Annotated in this window: 14 protein-coding genes and 2 other annotated features (1 of these 16 cut by a window edge); of the genes, 13 read left to right on the top strand and 1 reads right to left on the bottom strand. The window is 48.1% G+C overall.

The window, feature by feature from the left end; genetic code table 11:
- The first annotated feature begins 34 nt into the window (after window positions 1-34).
- The 5 genes from dxs to spo0A all read left to right on the top strand — a co-directional run bounded on the left by dxs (window position 35) and on the right by spo0A (window position 5,749).
- Window positions 35-1,921 carry a 1-deoxy-D-xylulose-5-phosphate synthase gene (dxs, locus tag ACHA8N_RS08640; RefSeq protein ID WP_147511812.1) on the top strand — a complete coding sequence of 629 codons (1,887 nt, stop codon included), beginning with the start codon at window positions 35-37 and terminating at the stop codon, window positions 1,919-1,921.
- 6 nt (window positions 1,922-1,927) lie between these two features.
- Entirely contained in the window at window positions 1,928-2,734 is an 807-nt protein-coding gene (locus ACHA8N_RS08635) for a TlyA family RNA methyltransferase (RefSeq protein ID WP_147511811.1), read from the top strand.
- Window positions 2,735-2,863: 129 nt separating this feature from the next.
- Entirely contained in the window at window positions 2,864-3,313 is a 450-nt protein-coding gene (ahrC, locus tag ACHA8N_RS08630; RefSeq protein WP_147511810.1) for a transcriptional regulator AhrC/ArgR, read from the top strand.
- A 12-nt stretch (window positions 3,314-3,325) separates the two neighbouring features.
- Window positions 3,326-5,032, top strand: coding sequence for a DNA repair protein RecN (recN, locus tag ACHA8N_RS08625; protein WP_147511809.1), 1,707 nt, complete (start codon window positions 3,326-3,328; stop codon window positions 5,030-5,032).
- Between the two features lie 3 nt (window positions 5,033-5,035).
- The gene (gene spo0A / locus ACHA8N_RS08620; protein ID WP_147511808.1) at window positions 5,036-5,749 is read left to right on the top strand and encodes a sporulation transcription factor Spo0A; all 714 of its coding nucleotides are present in this window, start codon (window positions 5,036-5,038) and stop codon (window positions 5,747-5,749) included.
- Window positions 5,750-6,485: 736 nt separating this feature from the next.
- On the opposite strand, the gene ACHA8N_RS08615 is transcribed toward spo0A, so the two are convergent.
- Entirely contained in the window at window positions 6,486-6,740 is a 255-nt protein-coding gene (locus ACHA8N_RS08615) for a DUF2627 domain-containing protein (protein WP_147511807.1), read from the bottom strand.
- A 121-nt stretch (window positions 6,741-6,861) separates the two neighbouring features.
- On the opposite strand from ACHA8N_RS08615, the gene ACHA8N_RS08610 reads away from it, so the two are divergent.
- The 8 genes from ACHA8N_RS08610 (at window position 6,862) to ACHA8N_RS08575 (ending at window position 16,546) form a co-directional block, all read left to right on the top strand.
- Window positions 6,862-8,520: a sigma 54-interacting transcriptional regulator gene (locus ACHA8N_RS08610; protein ID WP_393965446.1), complete on the top strand. Its 1,659-nt coding sequence runs from the start codon at window positions 6,862-6,864 to the stop codon at window positions 8,518-8,520.
- A 142-nt stretch (window positions 8,521-8,662) separates the two neighbouring features.
- Window positions 8,663-9,583 (top strand): phosphate butyryltransferase, encoded by a 921-nt coding sequence (yqiS, locus tag ACHA8N_RS08605; RefSeq protein WP_147511805.1) that lies wholly within the window; start codon window positions 8,663-8,665, stop codon window positions 9,581-9,583.
- Window positions 9,584-9,596: 13 nt separating this feature from the next.
- Complete coding sequence (locus ACHA8N_RS08600; RefSeq protein WP_393965445.1) at window positions 9,597-10,721, top strand: Glu/Leu/Phe/Val family dehydrogenase; 1,125 nt, start codon at window positions 9,597-9,599, stop codon at window positions 10,719-10,721.
- A gap of 17 nt (window positions 10,722-10,738) precedes the next feature.
- Window positions 10,739-11,842: a butyrate kinase gene (gene buk / locus ACHA8N_RS08595; RefSeq protein WP_147511803.1), complete on the top strand. Its 1,104-nt coding sequence runs from the start codon at window positions 10,739-10,741 to the stop codon at window positions 11,840-11,842.
- The gene (gene lpdA / locus ACHA8N_RS08590; protein WP_147511802.1) at window positions 11,812-13,233 is read left to right on the top strand and encodes a dihydrolipoyl dehydrogenase; all 1,422 of its coding nucleotides are present in this window, start codon (window positions 11,812-11,814) and stop codon (window positions 13,231-13,233) included. The genes buk and lpdA overlap by 31 nt, the downstream gene beginning before the upstream one ends.
- A gap of 13 nt (window positions 13,234-13,246) precedes the next feature.
- Window positions 13,247-14,260 (top strand): thiamine pyrophosphate-dependent dehydrogenase E1 component subunit alpha, encoded by a 1,014-nt coding sequence (locus ACHA8N_RS08585; RefSeq protein ID WP_147511801.1) that lies wholly within the window; start codon window positions 13,247-13,249, stop codon window positions 14,258-14,260.
- Entirely contained in the window at window positions 14,257-15,240 is a 984-nt protein-coding gene (locus ACHA8N_RS08580; RefSeq protein WP_028106745.1) for an alpha-ketoacid dehydrogenase subunit beta, read from the top strand. The genes ACHA8N_RS08585 and ACHA8N_RS08580 overlap by 4 nt, the downstream gene beginning before the upstream one ends.
- A 13-nt stretch (window positions 15,241-15,253) precedes the next feature.
- Window positions 15,254-16,546, top strand: a complete 1,293-nt coding sequence (locus ACHA8N_RS08575) for a dihydrolipoamide acetyltransferase family protein (RefSeq protein ID WP_393965444.1) — start codon at window positions 15,254-15,256, stop codon at window positions 16,544-16,546.
- A 61-nt stretch (window positions 16,547-16,607) separates the two neighbouring features.
- Window positions 16,608-16,840: a binding site (T-box leader), on the top strand.
- A gap of 47 nt (window positions 16,841-16,887) precedes the next feature.
- Window positions 16,888-16,972: a binding site (T-box leader), on the top strand; it runs 158 nt beyond the window's last position.

Genomic DNA, 16,972 nt, shown 5'->3' with positions numbered 1-16,972 from the left:
CATATAAGAATGTAAGGGAAAGAGGCGGTAAGGTATGAAGTTGACAGAAATACAGGATCCGTCATTTTTAAAGCGCATGTCAGTCTCGGAATTAGAAGTATTTGCGGGCGATATTCGACGCTTTTTGATTGAAGAGTTAGCAACTACGGGTGGACATTTGGCACCTAACCTGGGTGTCGTTGAACTGACGTTAGCGCTGCATCGGGAATTTGATAGTCCAAACGACAAATTCGTTTGGGATGTCGGGCATCAAGCGTATGTGCATAAAATCTTGACCGGACGTGCAGGACAATTTGATACGTTGCGTCAACATAAAGGACTATGTGGTTTCCCGAAACGTAATGAAAGTATCCATGATGTCTGGGAAACTGGTCACAGTTCAACGTCGCTATCAGCTGCAATGGGGATTGCCGTTTCCAATGAATTAAAAGGGAACGATGATCGGGCGATTGCCATCATCGGTGATGGTGCTTTGACAGGCGGTATGGCGCTTGAAGCACTCAACCATATCGGGGCGGAACAACAAAATGTCATCGTGATCCTAAACGACAACGAGATGTCGATTGCACCGAACGTTGGCGCGATGCATCAGATGTTAGGTCGGATCCGGTCGTCGCGTAAAGTACGCTACGCGCAGGATGAGCTGGAAACTTTAATCAAAAAAATTCCGTTGATTGGCGGAAAACTTGAAAAAGGTGGAGAAAAAATCAAAGAAGCTGTTAAAGGGGCGCTTGTTCCCGGGATGTTCTTTGAAGAGCTTGGTTTCAACTATTACGGACCGGTCGACGGTCATGATTTAAATGATTTGATTGAACAGTTGAACTACGTCAAAAAAGAAGAAGGACCTGTCCTGCTTCATGTCATCACGAAAAAAGGAAAAGGATACCGTCCTGCCGAGTACGACGGAGTCGGCACGTGGCATGGTCTTGGACCGTATAAGATCGAGTCCGGAGAAGTCATCAAAGGAAAATCGAAAGCACCAAGCTATTCGTTCACGGTAGCAGATACGCTGACAAAGATGGCACGTGAGGATGAAAAGCTGACATTGATCACACCGGCGATGAGCGTCGGATCGAAACTCGATTGTTTCGAAAAAGAATTCCCGGACCGAATGTTTGATGTCGGGATTGCGGAACAACATGCAGTCACGTTTGCTGCCGGGCAAGCCACACAAGGCATGAAGCCGGTCGTGTCGATCTATTCAACATTCTTCCAACGCGCCTATGATCAATTGGTCCACGATGTGGCCCGTCAAAATCTTGACGTGACCTTCACAATCGACCGTTCAGGACTTGTGGGTGCTGACGGTGAGACACACCAAGGTGTCTTTGATATTGCCTTCATGCGTCACGTACCAAACATTCGCATCGTCATGGCGAAGGATGAAAATGAATTGCAGCATTTACTGTATTCCGCTGTCAAATACGAAGGTCCGATTGCCGTACGTTTCCCGCGTGGTGAAGGAATCGGTGTCACGATGGACGAAACACTCCATGAGATCTCACTGGATACATGGGAAGTGGAACGCGAAGGAACCGATGTCGCCATCATGGCGTTTGGTCCGCAAGTGCAAGATGCATTGAAAATCGCAGAACTTCTTGAAGGCGACCTATCAGTCCGTGTCATTAACGCCCGGACGATCAAACCGCTGGATGAAAAAATGTTGGATGCGTTATATGCAGAAGGGATTCCGCTCGTGACACTCGAAGAGGCTGTCCTGAAAGGTGGATTTGGTTCCGCAGTTCTTGAACATGCCAACGAACAGGAAGCGTTCCCGCGTGTCAAACGGTTTGGTATTCCAGATTGGTATATCGAACACGGCGGTGTCAACGAATTGTTAGAAGAAATCGGATTATTACCTGGACAAATTGCGGAAGAAGTCCGTTCGTTTGTCAATCAAGGAAAGAAACAGAGTGTGTAACGATTGATGGAAACTGTAAAAAAAATCCGCCTCGACGTCTTACTCGTCGAGCGTGGTTTATGTGAAACACGTGAAAAAGCAAAACGAACTATCATGGCAGGTCTTGTATTCAGCGGAACGGAACGGTTGGAAAAAGCCGGAGAAAAAGTAAAGTCTGATATTGATTTGACGGTCAAAGGTCAAGTCATGCCATATGTCGGGCGCGGCGGATTCAAGATGGAGAAGGCGCTTGATATCTTTGACATCAATGTATCTGAACGGACGGGGCTCGACATCGGATCTTCAACCGGTGGATTTACGGACTGTGCGCTTCAAAACGGTGCCGCTCATATGTATGCTCTTGATGTCGGTTCGAACCAACTGGATTGGAAATTACGTTCGGATGATCGAGTGACAGCGATGGAGAAAACGAATTTTCGTCATGCGACACCAGATATGTTTCCAGTCGCTCCAAGCTTCGCGACGATTGATGTCTCTTTTATTTCCCTAAAGTTGATTTTGCCGCCATTGAAGGCGATTTTACAACCGGATGGTGATGTCATTGCTCTTGTTAAACCGCAGTTTGAGGCAGGACGGGATGATGTCGGGAAAAAAGGGATCGTCCGCGATGAACGGATTCATGAGCGGGTTTTAAAGGAAATGGTCGATTTCTTCGTCCGCGAAGGATTTTATGTAAAGCAGCTTGATTTTTCACCGATTACCGGCGGAGAAGGCAACATCGAGTTTCTGCTTCATGCCCAACTCAAGGCGGCAGGAATGGATGAAACAGTCGATCCGCTCGAAACAGTCCGATTGGCCCATGCGGCCTTATAACGGGAAAGCAGACTTCGTCGTCAGATGAAGTCTGCTTTTGATTTTGGCTGAATAACAGGGCAGGCATGGACTTTTATCGAATTATTGGATTACAATAGTATCAGTGAAGAAAAACTGTGAGGTGCAAGGATGACAAAGGGGCAACGGTTAATCAAGATTCGGGAAATCATTACGCAGTCGGAAATCGAGACACAGGATGAATTGGTGGAAGAACTTCGAAATGCAGGATATAAAGTTACGCAAGCGACTGTTTCGCGCGACATCAAGGAACTCCACCTTGTCAAAGTGCCGCTCAACGACGGTCGTTATAAATACAGCCTGCCGGCTGATCAGCGTTTTAATCCACTAGGGAAGCTACGTCGCTTGCTCGGGGACAGCTTTATCTCGATTGATTCCGCTCAAAATTTGATCGTCATGCATGTGCTGCCGGGAAATGCAAACGCACTAGGCGTACTGCTCGATCATTTGAGTTGGACAGAACTTCTCGGAACGGTCTGCGGGGATGATACGATACTGATGATTGCACGAAGTGAAGAGACAGCGGAAGAAGTGAAGGAACGTATCTTAGGGATGCTTTAAGGAGTTGACACGATGTTAGCTGAATTATCAATAAAACAATTTGCAATCATTGATCAATTACAAATCGACTTCAAAAAAGGAATGACTGTCCTGACCGGAGAAACCGGGGCCGGGAAATCGATTGTCCTCGATGCCATCGGACTGTTGATTGGAGGCCGTGGATCGGCAGAGTTCGTTCGGTACGGGGAAGATAAAGCCGAACTGGAAGGGCTGTTCATGATTGAAGACGGTCACATGGCGTATACGTTGGCGGAAGAATACGGGATTGATATGGAAGACGGGATGATCATTCTGCGTCGTGACTTGTTCGCTTCTGGAAAAAGTGTCTGCCGGGTCAATCACAAGCTCGTCACCTTGACGATTCTACGCGAATTCGGGCGTGCATTGGTGGATTTACACGGTCAGCACGAACATCAGCATCTAATGGAGAGCACGTATCATCAGACGATTTTAGATGATTTTGGTCAAGAAACCATTACGCCGATTCTCACACGGTATCAAACCCGTTTCCAACTGTATGAAGAAAAACGGGACGCTTTGCAGGCGCTGGCACAAAGTGAGCAGGAGCTGGCACAACGAATCGATCTGCTATCATTCCAAACGGAAGAGATTGATAGTGCCAAACTCCGAAAAGGCGAAGAAGAAGATTTATTGAGCGAACGAAATCGATTGGCAAACTTTGAAAAACTGCATGCTTCGCTGAGTGCTGCTTATGACGCGTTACATGACGAACGACGGGGAATTGATTCGGTCGGAGACGCGATGCGCGAGTTACAGCAGGCATCCAGCATCGATGAGGAGTTTTCCGGACAAAGTGACACACTGGCCAACGCTTTTTATGTGCTCGAAGAAGTTGGCTATGCGATTCGTGACCAACTCGAGACGCTGGAGTTCGATTCGAACCGGCTGGATGAGATTGAACTGCGGTTATCTGTTTTCCAGCAGTTGAAACGAAAATACGGAGCGACGATTGAAGAAGTCATTGCGTACGGGGAAAAAATCGGTGTTGAGTTGGATACGATGACAAACCGGGACGAGCGGATTGAAAAGTTGAAATTGGAAGTCGAACAGCTCGAAAGCGAACTGTTTGATATCGGTGGAGAGTTGTCTCAGGTTCGGCGCAAAGCGGCGCATCTGTTAGGAGAAGCAATCCATCAAGAACTGCGTCAGCTGTACATGGAAAAAGCCCGGTTCGAAATTAGATTTTTACAGGACGGCAAAGCACCGGTCTTACGCCGGAATGGAATTGATTTCGTCGAATTTTATATTATGACGAATGCTGGCGAACCGTTTAAATCACTGGGGAAAGTCGCATCAGGTGGAGAACTGTCCCGGATTATGCTAGGGCTGAAATCGATTTTCTCCCGCTCGGTCGGTGTGGCGTCGATCATCTTTGATGAGGTCGATACAGGGGTATCCGGACGCGTCGCGCAAGCGATGGCAGAAAAGATTTACCGTCTGTCGATCGACAGCCAGGTGCTGTGCATTACGCATCTGCCGCAAGTGGCATCAATTGCAGATCAACATTTATACATCCGTAAAATCGAAGAAACAGACCGGACGACGACACAAGTCAATGTCTTGACGGATTCGGAACGTGGCAATGAACTCGGGCGGATGATCTCCGGAACACATATGACAGATTTGACACTACGTCATGCAACAGAGCTGATGGAGCAGGCAATGAGTATGAAAGAGTCGCTTAAAAATGGGGTGTAACAATTGATTAGAGTCGGGATTGCAGATGATAACCGAGAAATGGTCGAATTGATTCGCCAACATCTATCTCTTCAGGAAGATATGGAAGTAGTATGTGTCGCTTATAACGGCGAAAGTTGTCTTGAGAAATTGCAACACGTCGAGACAGACGTTTTGTTGCTCGACATCATCATGCCGCATCTTGACGGACTGGGAGTTTTAGAGGCTTTGATGAATCATGAGAACAGCCCGGCTGTTATCATGTTAAGTGCTTTTGGTAAAGATGAAGTATCGCAACAAGCTGTTTCACTCGGGGCTGCTTACTTTTTATTAAAACCGTTCAGCCTTGATCAGCTCGTTAATAAAATTCGTCTTGTCGTTCATGGAGTGCAGACGAATCAAGTGGAGCCGGTCGAAACAAAGGTCGGAACGACATTACGGGAAATCGGAATCGCTCCGCATATCAAAGGGTTTACGTATTTAAAAGATGCGGTCTTGATGGTGTTGGAACGGGAAGATTTATTAGGTCTGATCACAAAAGAGTTATATCCGATGATTGCAAAAAAACATCAGACAACCTCTTCACGTGTCGAACGGGCGATGCGTCACGCGATTAAGTCAGCGTGGAAAGAAGGCATGAGTGAACACAACTTGTTCACTGGTCGGATTGAACAACAAAAAAGTCCGAAAAACTCAGAATTTATTTCCTATGTTTCCAACCACATGAATGGATCGTAAACAAAAAAGACGGATAGCTCGGAGTACATAGTACCGAGCCGTCTGTCTTTTTATATAGAAAATACTAAATATTCATTAAATAAATGTTGCATAAACTAAAATGTTTGTTATAATAAAGGTACCAAATGATTTGGAAAGACGTCAGATGAACGTCGAGTCGAATTGGTTCCCGGAAAACCGTTCAACAAATTTCATCTCAGGTCGCCACCTGTAAACGGCTCAAGAATGATGGACAACATTCTCTTGATAGATTTCTTATCAGGGCGATTCATATCTTTTTTAGATCGGTGATCTTAAACTGATGTGAGACTTCACGATTTCGAAGCAAGGGAAAAGTGAAGGGGTAACGTAAAAGTGTCCAAAGCAAGACCAAGCAAGACCAAGCAAGACCAAGCAAGACCAAGCAAGACCAAGCAATAAGTACAGTTCGTGAAAAGGAGTGTTGTCTAGCAGTGAATGTTAGCAACCGAATGATCGACTGCGTCAAGCGGATGACATTATGCTTCACCTAGGTCCAAGTAAAGTCAGATAATGGAGTAGCTTCATCTTTCTATCGATCGCTCGATAGCCAAATCTGATTTCTTTCAACCTCTTCATTAAGAGGACAACCTATGGTTTTGAAGTACACGAATAGTTCTACTATGAGAGGAGTTCATCCGTAAGTGAAACCAACTTTATATGAATAAAAGGTCCCGCGCTTGAAATGAGTTCAAGAGATGGGGACCTTTTTGTGTGCTTATTTTTTTTGATACCGTTCGGAAACCTTGCCTCGTTTCCGATCACGATAAAAGACATAGCCGGCGACGAAGCCGATCCCGCCGATGGCTAAGATTAAGCCGGTGAACCCTTGCAGTACATATACATAGGCAGAATCCCCTAGATACCGGAAGGGGAACTGAGCTTTTAGGAAAACACTGTCCCGCATCAACTTGATGCCAATGGCGCCGATGACACCTGGAATGAATAAAGATAATAAACCGATGATTCGCATGACTGTGACCCCTTTCCAAGCGTATTGTATCAGAAAATGAATAAGACTGCGAATTGGATTTGCCCTCCTGTTTTAATACGGGTAGGATAGAAATGTAAGCAGTTTCAAAGGGGGAATCAGAATGCATCATCTTTTGATTGTTGGTGCGGGGCGCGGCGGGACAGAAGTGTTGCATGCTTTTCAACGCTCGCCTTTATTGACGGTTATCGGGGTAGTTGATCCAGATGAAGACGCAGTTGGCGTTCATCTTGCAAAGCGCGGGCAGATCCGTGTCGAAAAGACTTGGACGGCTTTTCAAGGTACAGCCATTGATTTTATTATTGACGCCACCGGAGAACACGGTGTGCTGGAACAGTTGATCCATTATTTTCCGGAAGCAGCGGTTTTACCGGGAGAATTTGTCCGTGTCTTACTTGAACGTCTGGCCGAAAAGGAACGGATGCTCGAAGCCATCATTCATTGTACAAGCGAAGCCATTTCAGTCGCCGACCAGGCAGGTGAAACGATGTTGATTAATCCCGCTTATACCCGAATGACTGGATATACAGAGGATGACGTCATCGGTAAACCTGCAAGTGCTGACATTGGAATGCAGGAGTCGGTTCATTTACGTGTGCTTGAGACGGGCGAAAGCGTCCGGGATGCCCGGATGAAGATTGGTCAAGACCGACGGGATATTATTGTGAATGCGGCTCCCGTCGTTGTCGACGGACGAGTCCGTGGATCAGTTGGTGTCATTCGTGATATTTCGGAAATGAAAGCATTAACTAAAGAATTAAAAGCAGCGAAACAAAAAATCCGGACGCTTGAAGCGAAATATACATTTGATGACATTATTGCTGAAAGTGAGTCGATGCGTTTTGTCGTCGATCAGGCAAAGCTGGCTGCGACGATGCCGGTCAATGTGTTAATCCGCGGTGAATCGGGGACGGGAAAAGAATTATTTGCCCATGCAATCCATGCGGCGAGTGACCGGAAATATGAACAATTTGTCCGCGTCAACTGTGCAGCGATTGCTCCAAGTTTACTTGAGAGCGAATTATTCGGATATGAAGACGGGGCCTTTTCAGGAGCACGCCGCGGCGGGAAAAGAGGGTATTTTGAAGAGGCGCACGGCGGATCGTTATTTTTAGATGAAATTGGTGAATTGCCGCTTGATGTGCAGGCTAAATTGTTACGGGTTTTGCAGGAAAACGAAGTTGTTCGGGTCGGCGGAACGAAAGCCGTCCCGGTGGATGTCCGCATTATCGCCGCGACAAATGCAAATCTGGAACAAAAAATCATTACCGGTGAATTCAGAGAAGACTTATACTACCGGATTAATCGATTGCCGATTCACATCCCGGCCTTGCGTGAGCGTCCGGACGATCTGTCGCCGTTAGCAACACATCTGCTCCGTAAACTGAATCAAAGTTATGGAAGGTCCGTGGAACGTATTTCGGAAGATGCGCTGGAGGCGATCCGAAAACAAGCGTGGAAAGGCAACGTCCGGGAACTGGAGAATGTCATTGGACGGGCATTGATCTTTACGGATAAAACGGAACAAGTATTGCGAAAAGGTCATCTGCAATTGGTTGTTCCGACGTCTCCAATCAAACGATCGGCACGCCCCAAAAAAGAAATTAAACATTTGTCAGACGAGATGTCTTACGTGGAAGAACAGTTGATTCGCGAAGCGCTTGATGTTGTGAACGGAAACAAGACGGAAGCTGCCAAACAGCTCGGAATTTCCTTACGCGCTCTGTACTATAAAGTCGAACGATTTAATATTCGTTGTTGATTTGCAATTTATTGCGTGCAAAATATTGCAAAAAATGCAGTTCCATGCAAAATTAAAAGGAAAGATGTTGGTACGACGTGAGTCTAAAACTGGCATGAAAATTGCTATTAAAAAAGAGAACGACAGGTAAGGGGGTAATCACTTGAGGTTTGAGCAAATGATTCAACAAGCCGCACAACTTGAGGACGCGGTCGTTGCAATCGCATCGGCAGATGATGCAGAAGTGATGGATGCCGTGGCGTTGGCAATGGAAAACGATTTAGCACGTTTTCATTTGTTCGGGGATGCGACACGGATTCAAAAAATGATTCAAGAACGATGCTTAAGTGAGTCACAGTTTGTAATCACGCATACCGCGACACCGCAAGAAGCAGCAGAGCGAGCCGCTTATGCTGTCCGTAAAGGAGATGCGGATGTCTTGATGAAGGGCCTTGTTCCGACGGCGACATTCATGAAAGCCGTTTTAAACAAGGAAATGGGTTTACGGTCAGGAAATGTGTTGTCTCATGTCGCACTGTTTGAAGTGCCAGGACGGGAGACGGCAATTGGATTGACGGATGCGGCGATTCACATCGCTCCGACGCTCGAGGATAAAGTTCATATCATTGAGAACGGGGTGACTGCACTTCGAGCAATCGGCTATACTTTGCCGAAAGTTGCAGTACTTGCAGCCGTTGAAGTCGTGAATCCGACGATGCAGGCGACCATTGATGCGGCTTTATTAACGCAGATGAACCGGCGCGGTCAAATCAAGGATTGCCTTGTAGACGGTCCGCTTGCACTGGATAATGCCGTTAATTTACAAGCCGCGAAACAAAAAGGACTGACAGGAGACGTTGCGGGGGCAGCGGATCTTCTCGTCGTGCCACAAATTGAGGTCGGAAACGTAATTTATAAATCATTGATGTATTTTGCGCAAGCTTCGGTTGCCGCTATCTTGGTCGGGGCCAAAGCGCCTGTTGTCTTAACGAGCCGAGCCGATACGGCAGAAGCAAAGTTGTATTCACTGGCATTTGCTTTACTCAATGCTCAGCCTACAAAACGTGTGAAACAAACAATCTAAGGGGGAACTCATAATGGTAGAAACAAATGTAGAAGCACGATTCAGTATTTTTGAAACGATGACAATGGAAGATTACGAACAAGTCGTTTTTTGTCACGATAAAGTCTCCGGTTTAAAAGCCATCATCGCGATTCATGATACGACACTCGGCCCGGCACTCGGTGGACTCCGTATGTGGAACTATGCGTCTGACGAAGAAGCACTGATTGATGCCCTGCGATTGGCAAAAGGCATGACGTATAAAAATGCGGCAGCCGGTCTCAACTTGGGCGGCGGGAAAGCAGTCATCATCGGTGATGCGAAGACTCAAAAATCAGAAGCGTTATTCCGTGCGTTCGGTCGTTATGTCCAGTCGTTAAACGGACGTTACATCACAGCGGAAGACGTCAACACGACAGTCGCCGATATGGATTATATCCATATGGAAACGGATTTTGTAACAGGAGTCAGTCCGGCATTCGGATCAAGTGGTAATCCGTCACCTGTTACGGCATACGGCGTTTACCGCGGGATGAAGGCAGCAGCGAAAGAAGTGTATGGTACCGATTCGCTCAGTGGAAAAACGATCGCGATTCAAGGCGTTGGTAATGTTGCCTTTAACTTATGCCGCCACCTGCACGAAGAAGGCGCAAAATTAATCGTGACAGACATCAACCAAGATGCGTTACGTCGTGCGGAAGAAGCATTCGGTGCACTCGTTGTCGGACCGGATGAAATCTACAGCGTCGATGCTGATATCTTTGCACCGTGTGCTTTAGGCGCTACATTAAATGACGAGACGATTCCACAACTAAAAGTCAAAATCATCGCCGGTGCTGCAAACAACCAACTGAAAGAAGACCGTCATGGTGACATGCTCCAAGAACGCGGCATTCTTTATACACCGGACTTCGTCATCAACGCAGGTGGTGTCATCAATGTTGCGGACGAACTCGACGGATACAACCGTGAGCGCGCGATGAAAAAAGTTGAACTGGTCTATGATGCCGTAGCAAAAGTCATTGAGATTGCAAAACGTGATCATCTGCCGACGTACCGGGCAGCTGAAAAGATGGCGGAAGAACGGATTGCGACAATGGGCAGTGCCCGCAGCCAGTTTTTACGTCGCGATAAAAACATTTTGGGATCACGCGGTTAAATTAGAGGAGGATTTTAATGAGCGAACGTATTTTAACCATCAATCCGGGTTCAACCTCAACGAAAATTGGAATCTTTGATGGAACAGAGCAAGTGTTTACAAAAACGTTGCGCCATTCAGCTGAAGCGGTCGGAGGACCGCTTTCAGATCAGCTGAACATCAGACGCCAAGTCGTACTTGATGTATTGGCACAAGAACAGATTGAATTGAAAGCGCTTACGGCTATCGTCGGTCGCGGCGGCTTGCTTCGTCCACTCGTCAGCGGGACGTATCGGGTCAATCAAGAAATGCGTGAGGATTTGTTGAACGGAACGTTTGGCGTTCATGCTTCAAATCTCGGTGGTCTGCTCGCCGATGAGATTGGTCAGACACTCTCGATTCCGGCATTCATCGTCGACCCAGTCGTCGTAGATGAACTGGAGCCGATTGCCCGCCTTACAGGCTTACCTGAACTCGAACGAAAAAGTATTTTCCATGCCTTGAATCAAAAAGCAGTCGCGAAGCGGTATGCGAAAGAGATTGGGACGCCGTACGAGCAATTGCGGCTGATTGTTGCTCATATGGGCGGTGGGATCACAGTTGGCGCCCATCTGAATGGACGTGTGATCGATGTGAACAACGGACTGGACGGAGAAGGTGCTTTTTCACCGGAACGAAGCGGATCTCTGCCTGTTGGTCAACTAGTAGAACTATGTTATAGTACCAAGTATAAACTCGAAGATATGAAGCGTCTGGTCGTTGGATCAGGCGGACTTGTCGCGCACTTAGGCACATATGATGCGGTTGAAATCGAACGCCGAATTGACGATGGCGACGAAAAAGCTGCTTTATTATATGACGCAATGGCGTATCGAGTTGCAAAAGAAATCGCGGCCCAAAGTGCTGTTTTATATGGTCAAGTCGATGCTGTCATCTTAACGGGTGGACTCGCATACAGTGACCGATTAACAAAAGCGATTGAAGAACGGATTGCACATCTCGGATCTGTCATCCGGATACCGGGGGAAGATGAGTTACGTGCGCTCGCAGAAGGCGTGTTACGTGTCCTGCGTCAAGAGGAACAAGTGAAGGAATATGGAGGCGAACTAACATGGCTAGAGAATTCGACGTCGTTGTCCTAGGTGGTGGTCCCGGTGGGTATGTCGCAGCAATTCGTGCTGCCCAAGCCGGGAAGACGGTAGCAATCGTAGAACAAGGAAAACTCGGGGGAACCTGTCTGCATCGTGGATGTATTCCATCCAAAGCATTTTTAAAGTCGGCCGCAGTCTATCAGACAGTTAAACACGCCGCTACATATGGCGTCGACGTACCGGAATCGTTTTTACGGTTCGAACAGGTCAAACAACGGAAACAAGACATCATCGATGGTCTCGAATCCGGGATACATCATCTGATGAAAAAAGGAAAAATTGAAGTCTTTCATGGTCGCGGTTCGATTCTTGGACCAAGCATCTTTTCACCGATGCCGGGAACGATCAGCGTGGAGCCGGAAGAAGGCGACGGAGAGTTGATTTTACCGCGCCAGCTGATTGTCGCGACCGGTTCACGCCCACGTCCGTTGAAAGGTCTGGCATTTGATTCCGAGTATGTGCTCAGTTCAGATGAGGCACTCGATATGAACGCCTTACCCAAATCGATCGTCATCATCGGTGGGGGTGTGATCGGGATTGAATGGGCATCGATGTTGACGGACTTTGACGTTGCTGTCACAGTCGTCGAATTCAGCGAGCGGATTTTACCGACGGAAGATCAAGCTGTCAGCCGGGAAGTTGCCCGTCAGCTCAAAAAGCGTGGTGTCAAGATTATGACGAGCGCAGCGGCACAAAGCGACAGTTTCCAACTGACCGAGTCCGGTGTGACGATTGATGTCGACCGTAATGGCGACAAGACGACGCTTGCTGCAGATAAGTTGTTGGTCGCGATCGGTCGGATGGCGAATGTTGAGGGCATCGGACTTGAAAACACGAACATCGTCGTTGAGAACGGCTTCATCCAAGTGGATGATGAATTCCGGACGAAGGATAACCATATCTTTGCGATTGGTGATGTCATCGGGCGCTTGCAACTGGCGCACGTCGCGTCGGCAGAAGGTGCAAAAGCGGTCGAGACGATTGTCAACGGTTCGACGACGCCACTCAACTATGCGTTTGTGCCCCGTTGTATCTACAGTGTACCGGAAGCGGCTTCCGTCGGTTTGACAGAAGCGGAAGCACAGGCGGCCGGGCTCGATGTCAAAACGGGAATGTTCTCGTTTAACGGTCTCGGAAAAGCGCGGATTGAAGGCGAAGCAGCAGGATTCATTAAACTTGTTTCCGATGCGAAAACGGACGATTTGGTCGGGGTCCATATTGTTGGACCAAAAGCGACTGAATTAATCAGTGAAGGTGGTTTGGCACTTGTCCTGAATGCCACGGCATGGGAAGTCGGACAGCTTGTCCACCCACACCCGGCACTTTCAGAAGCATTCGGTGAGGCAGCACTCGCAGTTGACGGATTAGCGGTTCACGCCTAAGGAGGAAAAACAGATGGAAAAAATAGAATTCAAAGAACTCGTCGAATTGGGTTTGACGGAGCAAGACGCGATTCAAATGTTTGAAACGATGGTCCGGGCACGGAAGATTGACGAACGGATGTGGAAATTGAACCGAGCGGGAAAAATTCCGTTTCTCGTTTCCTGTCAAGGACAGGAAGCGGCACAAGTCGGTGCGGCGTACGCCCTTGAAAAAGGAACAGATTACATCTTGCCGTACTACCGCGATCTTGGTGTCGTCTTACATTTTGGTCAGACGTCGCGGGACATCATGTTGTCAGCATTCGCCAAAGCGGAAGATCCGAACTCAGGCGGACGTCAAATGCCTGGCCATTACGGGTCACGTGCCCTCAACATCGTCACGGGATCTAGCCCGGTGACGACGCAAGTCCCGCATGCCGTTGGGATTGCCCTAGCTGCGAAGATGCGTCAAGAACCGCTTGTAGCCTATGTCTCGTTTGGGGAAGGTTCGTCGAACCAAGGCGACTTCCATGAAGGCGCAAATTTTGCCGGCATTCATAAACTGCCGGTCATCCTGTTCTGTGAAAACAACAAATATGCAATTTCGACGCCGCTCTCGAAACAATTATCGGCGAAGCACGTCGCCGACCGGGCAATCGGTTACGGTATGCCGGGTGTGACGATTGACGGTATTGATCCGCTTGCTGTCTATAAAGCCGTCAAGGAAGCCCGTGAACGTGGTCTTCGTGGTGAAGGTCCGACGTTGATTGAGGTTGAAGTCGAACGGCTTGTACCCCATTCATCGGATGATGATGATAAATCGTATCGTTCAGCGGAAGAATTGGCTGAACTAAAAACACGTGACGGGGTCAAACTGTTCCGTGAAAAATTGATTCAAATGGGTGTCTTGACGGAAGAAACGGCACAAGACATCGAGTCGAAACTTGAGCAAGAAGTCGATGAAGCGACGGCTTATGCGGAAGCAGCAGCCTACGATACAGCTGAAAACACACTCCGTTACGTGTACGATGAGGGGGAAACGAAATGACGACGTTAAGTTTAATCGAAGCAATCAACAGCGCAATCAAGGAAGAGATGGAACGCGATGAATCGGTTTTCGTTCTCGGAGAAGACGTCGGCGTCCGCGGCGGTGTTTTCCGGGCGACACAAGGCTTACTCGAACAGTTCGGTGAAGCACGCGTCATCGACGCACCGCTCGCTGAGAGTGCAATCGCCGGTGTCGGAATTGGTGCTGCGATGTACGGGATGCGACCGATTGCTGAAATGCAGTTCGCTGATTTCATCATGCCGGCTGTCAACCAAATCGTCAGTGAAGCGGCAAAAATCCGTTACCGTTCGAACAATGACTGGTCATGTCCGATTGTTATCCGGGCACCATTCGGCGGCGGAATTCACGGTGCACTCTACCACTCGCAATCTGTCGAAGCGATGTTCAATTCGACACCGGGCTTAAAAATTGTCATTCCGTCTAATCCATACGATGCAAAAGGATTGCTGAAGGCAGCCATCCGTTCGAATGATCCGGTCTTGTTCTTTGAACATAAACGCGGATACCGTCTCTTGAAAGGCGAAGTTCCGGAAGAGGATTACATCGTCGAAATCGGCAAAGCCGATGTGAAGCGGGAAGGTGAAGATTTGACCGTCATCACGTACGGTCTTTGCGTCCAGTTCGCCCTTGACGCGGCAGCACGCCTTGAGAAAGACGGCATTGATGTCCATATCTTGGATTTACGGACCGTTTATCCGATTGACCGGGAAGCGGTCGTCGCAGCAGCCCGGAAAACGGGGAAAGTCTTACTCGTGACAGAGGACAATAAAGAAGGCAGTGTCATGAGTGAAGTGTCAGCGATCATTGCGGAAGAAGCGTTGTTTGATCTCGACGCGCCAATCGAACGATTGTGTGGTCCGGATGTACCGGCGATGCCATACGCACCGACGATGGAGAAATTCTTTAACGTCTCGAGTGAAAAAATTGAAGATAAAATCCGGACGCTACACGCGTACTAAGGGGGAAACGTCAATGAAAACCGAAACATTAACGATGCCACAACTTGGTGAGAGTGTAACGGAAGGGACGATTTCCCTCTGGCTCGTCAAACCAGGCGATACGGTCAAAAAATATGATCCGATTGCAGAAGTCATTACTGATAAAGTCACGGCGGAAGTTCCGTCGTCGTTTGACGGTGTCATCGATCAACTTCTCGCAGAAGAAGGGGACACGCTGCAAGTCGGAGAAGCGATCGTCACCCTGCAGGTCAGCGGCGGATCGACAGAAGTCGCGGCGACGGAAGAAGCCATTCCGGCGGTTGCAGAAACACCGGTCTCAAGTGACCAATCGATGAAAAAACGCTATTCACCTGCTGTGTTGAAGTTATCAGCTGAACATGCGATTGATCTCGAACAAGTGACGGGGACAGGAGCCGGTGGACGGATTACCCGAAAAGATATCTTGAAAGTGATTGAAACGGGACAAACGCGTCAGCCGGATACCGTCGAAGCGCCGACGATTCAATCGGTTCCGGCAGCAAAAACGGAAGTTCAACCGGAACGACAAGAACAGACGCAAGTCGCGCGGCCTCAAACAGCTAAACCGATGACGAGCACGACAGAAGCCGGAGATATCGAAATTCCGACGGCTGGTGTCCGTCAGGCCATTGCAACGAACATGGTTCGCTCGAAACAGGAAGCACCGCATGCCTGGTTGATGATTGAAGTCGACGTGACAAATCTGGTCGAAGCCCGGAACCGTCATAAAGATGCCTTCTTTAAACAAGAAGGTGTCAAATTAACATTCTTGCCGTTCTTCATGAAAGCGACGGTCGAAGGTCTAAAAAAACATCCAATCATGAATTCAACTTGGGCAGGCGACAAGATCATCCAGAAAAAAGCGATCAACTTGTCACTGGCTGTCGCGACGCAAGAAGCGTTATTCGTACCGGTCGTTAAAAATGCCGACGAGCTCAGCATTAAAGGACTGGCCCGGGCAATCGATGACTTTGGCAAACGGGCGCAAGCCGGCCAGTTGTCGTCAAGCGAGATGCAGGGTGGAACATTTACGGTCAACAACACTGGATCATTCGGATCGATTCAGTCAGCACCGATTTTGAACTTCCCACAAGCGGCGATTTTGTCAGTCGAATCGATCGTCAAACGTCCTGTCTGGGTCAATGGCATGTTTGCAGCACGCGACATGGTCAATCTCTGTATGTCAATTGATCACCGGGTGCTTGACGGACTCGTTGCGGGGCAATTCCTGCAGACGGTCAAACAGTCACTTGAATCGATTGATCCGAATCAGTTGTCTTTATATTGATCGATACAAATCTATTGACAGAAAACGGTTTCCCACGTAACATAAAAAACAATTAAAGAAAACAGACGCAATGACGAAGAAAAGTAACCTATGAAACGATTCAAGAGAGCTGATGGGTGGTGCGAATCAGTATCGGGAAACAGGTGAATGGGCTTCTGAGCATCAGACCGAACTTACAGTAGGCTCTGACGGTTACCTCCCGTTATCGAGGACGACGAATCAGGGCAACCGGTTCGTTCGAGGGGACTAGTAATAGTCAACGAAGGTGGTACCGCGGGTCTTCCCGTCCTTCATGTTTAGCATGAATGGGCGAGAAGACCCTTTTCGTATTCAATTAAATAAGTAAATCGATGAATGAGTTAAGTAATTAGACGAATCGTTGTTCCAGAGAGCGGGAGAGAGGTGGGACTTCCGTACAACGATGTC

Origin of the sequence: Exiguobacterium sp. S22-S28, from assembly GCF_043359615.1 — a bacterium.
In the GTDB taxonomy this organism is placed as follows: domain Bacteria; phylum Bacillota; class Bacilli; order Exiguobacteriales; family Exiguobacteriaceae; genus Exiguobacterium_A.
Note: the sequence above shows the minus strand (reverse complement) of the source record. Positions and strands in the feature narration are given on the sequence as shown.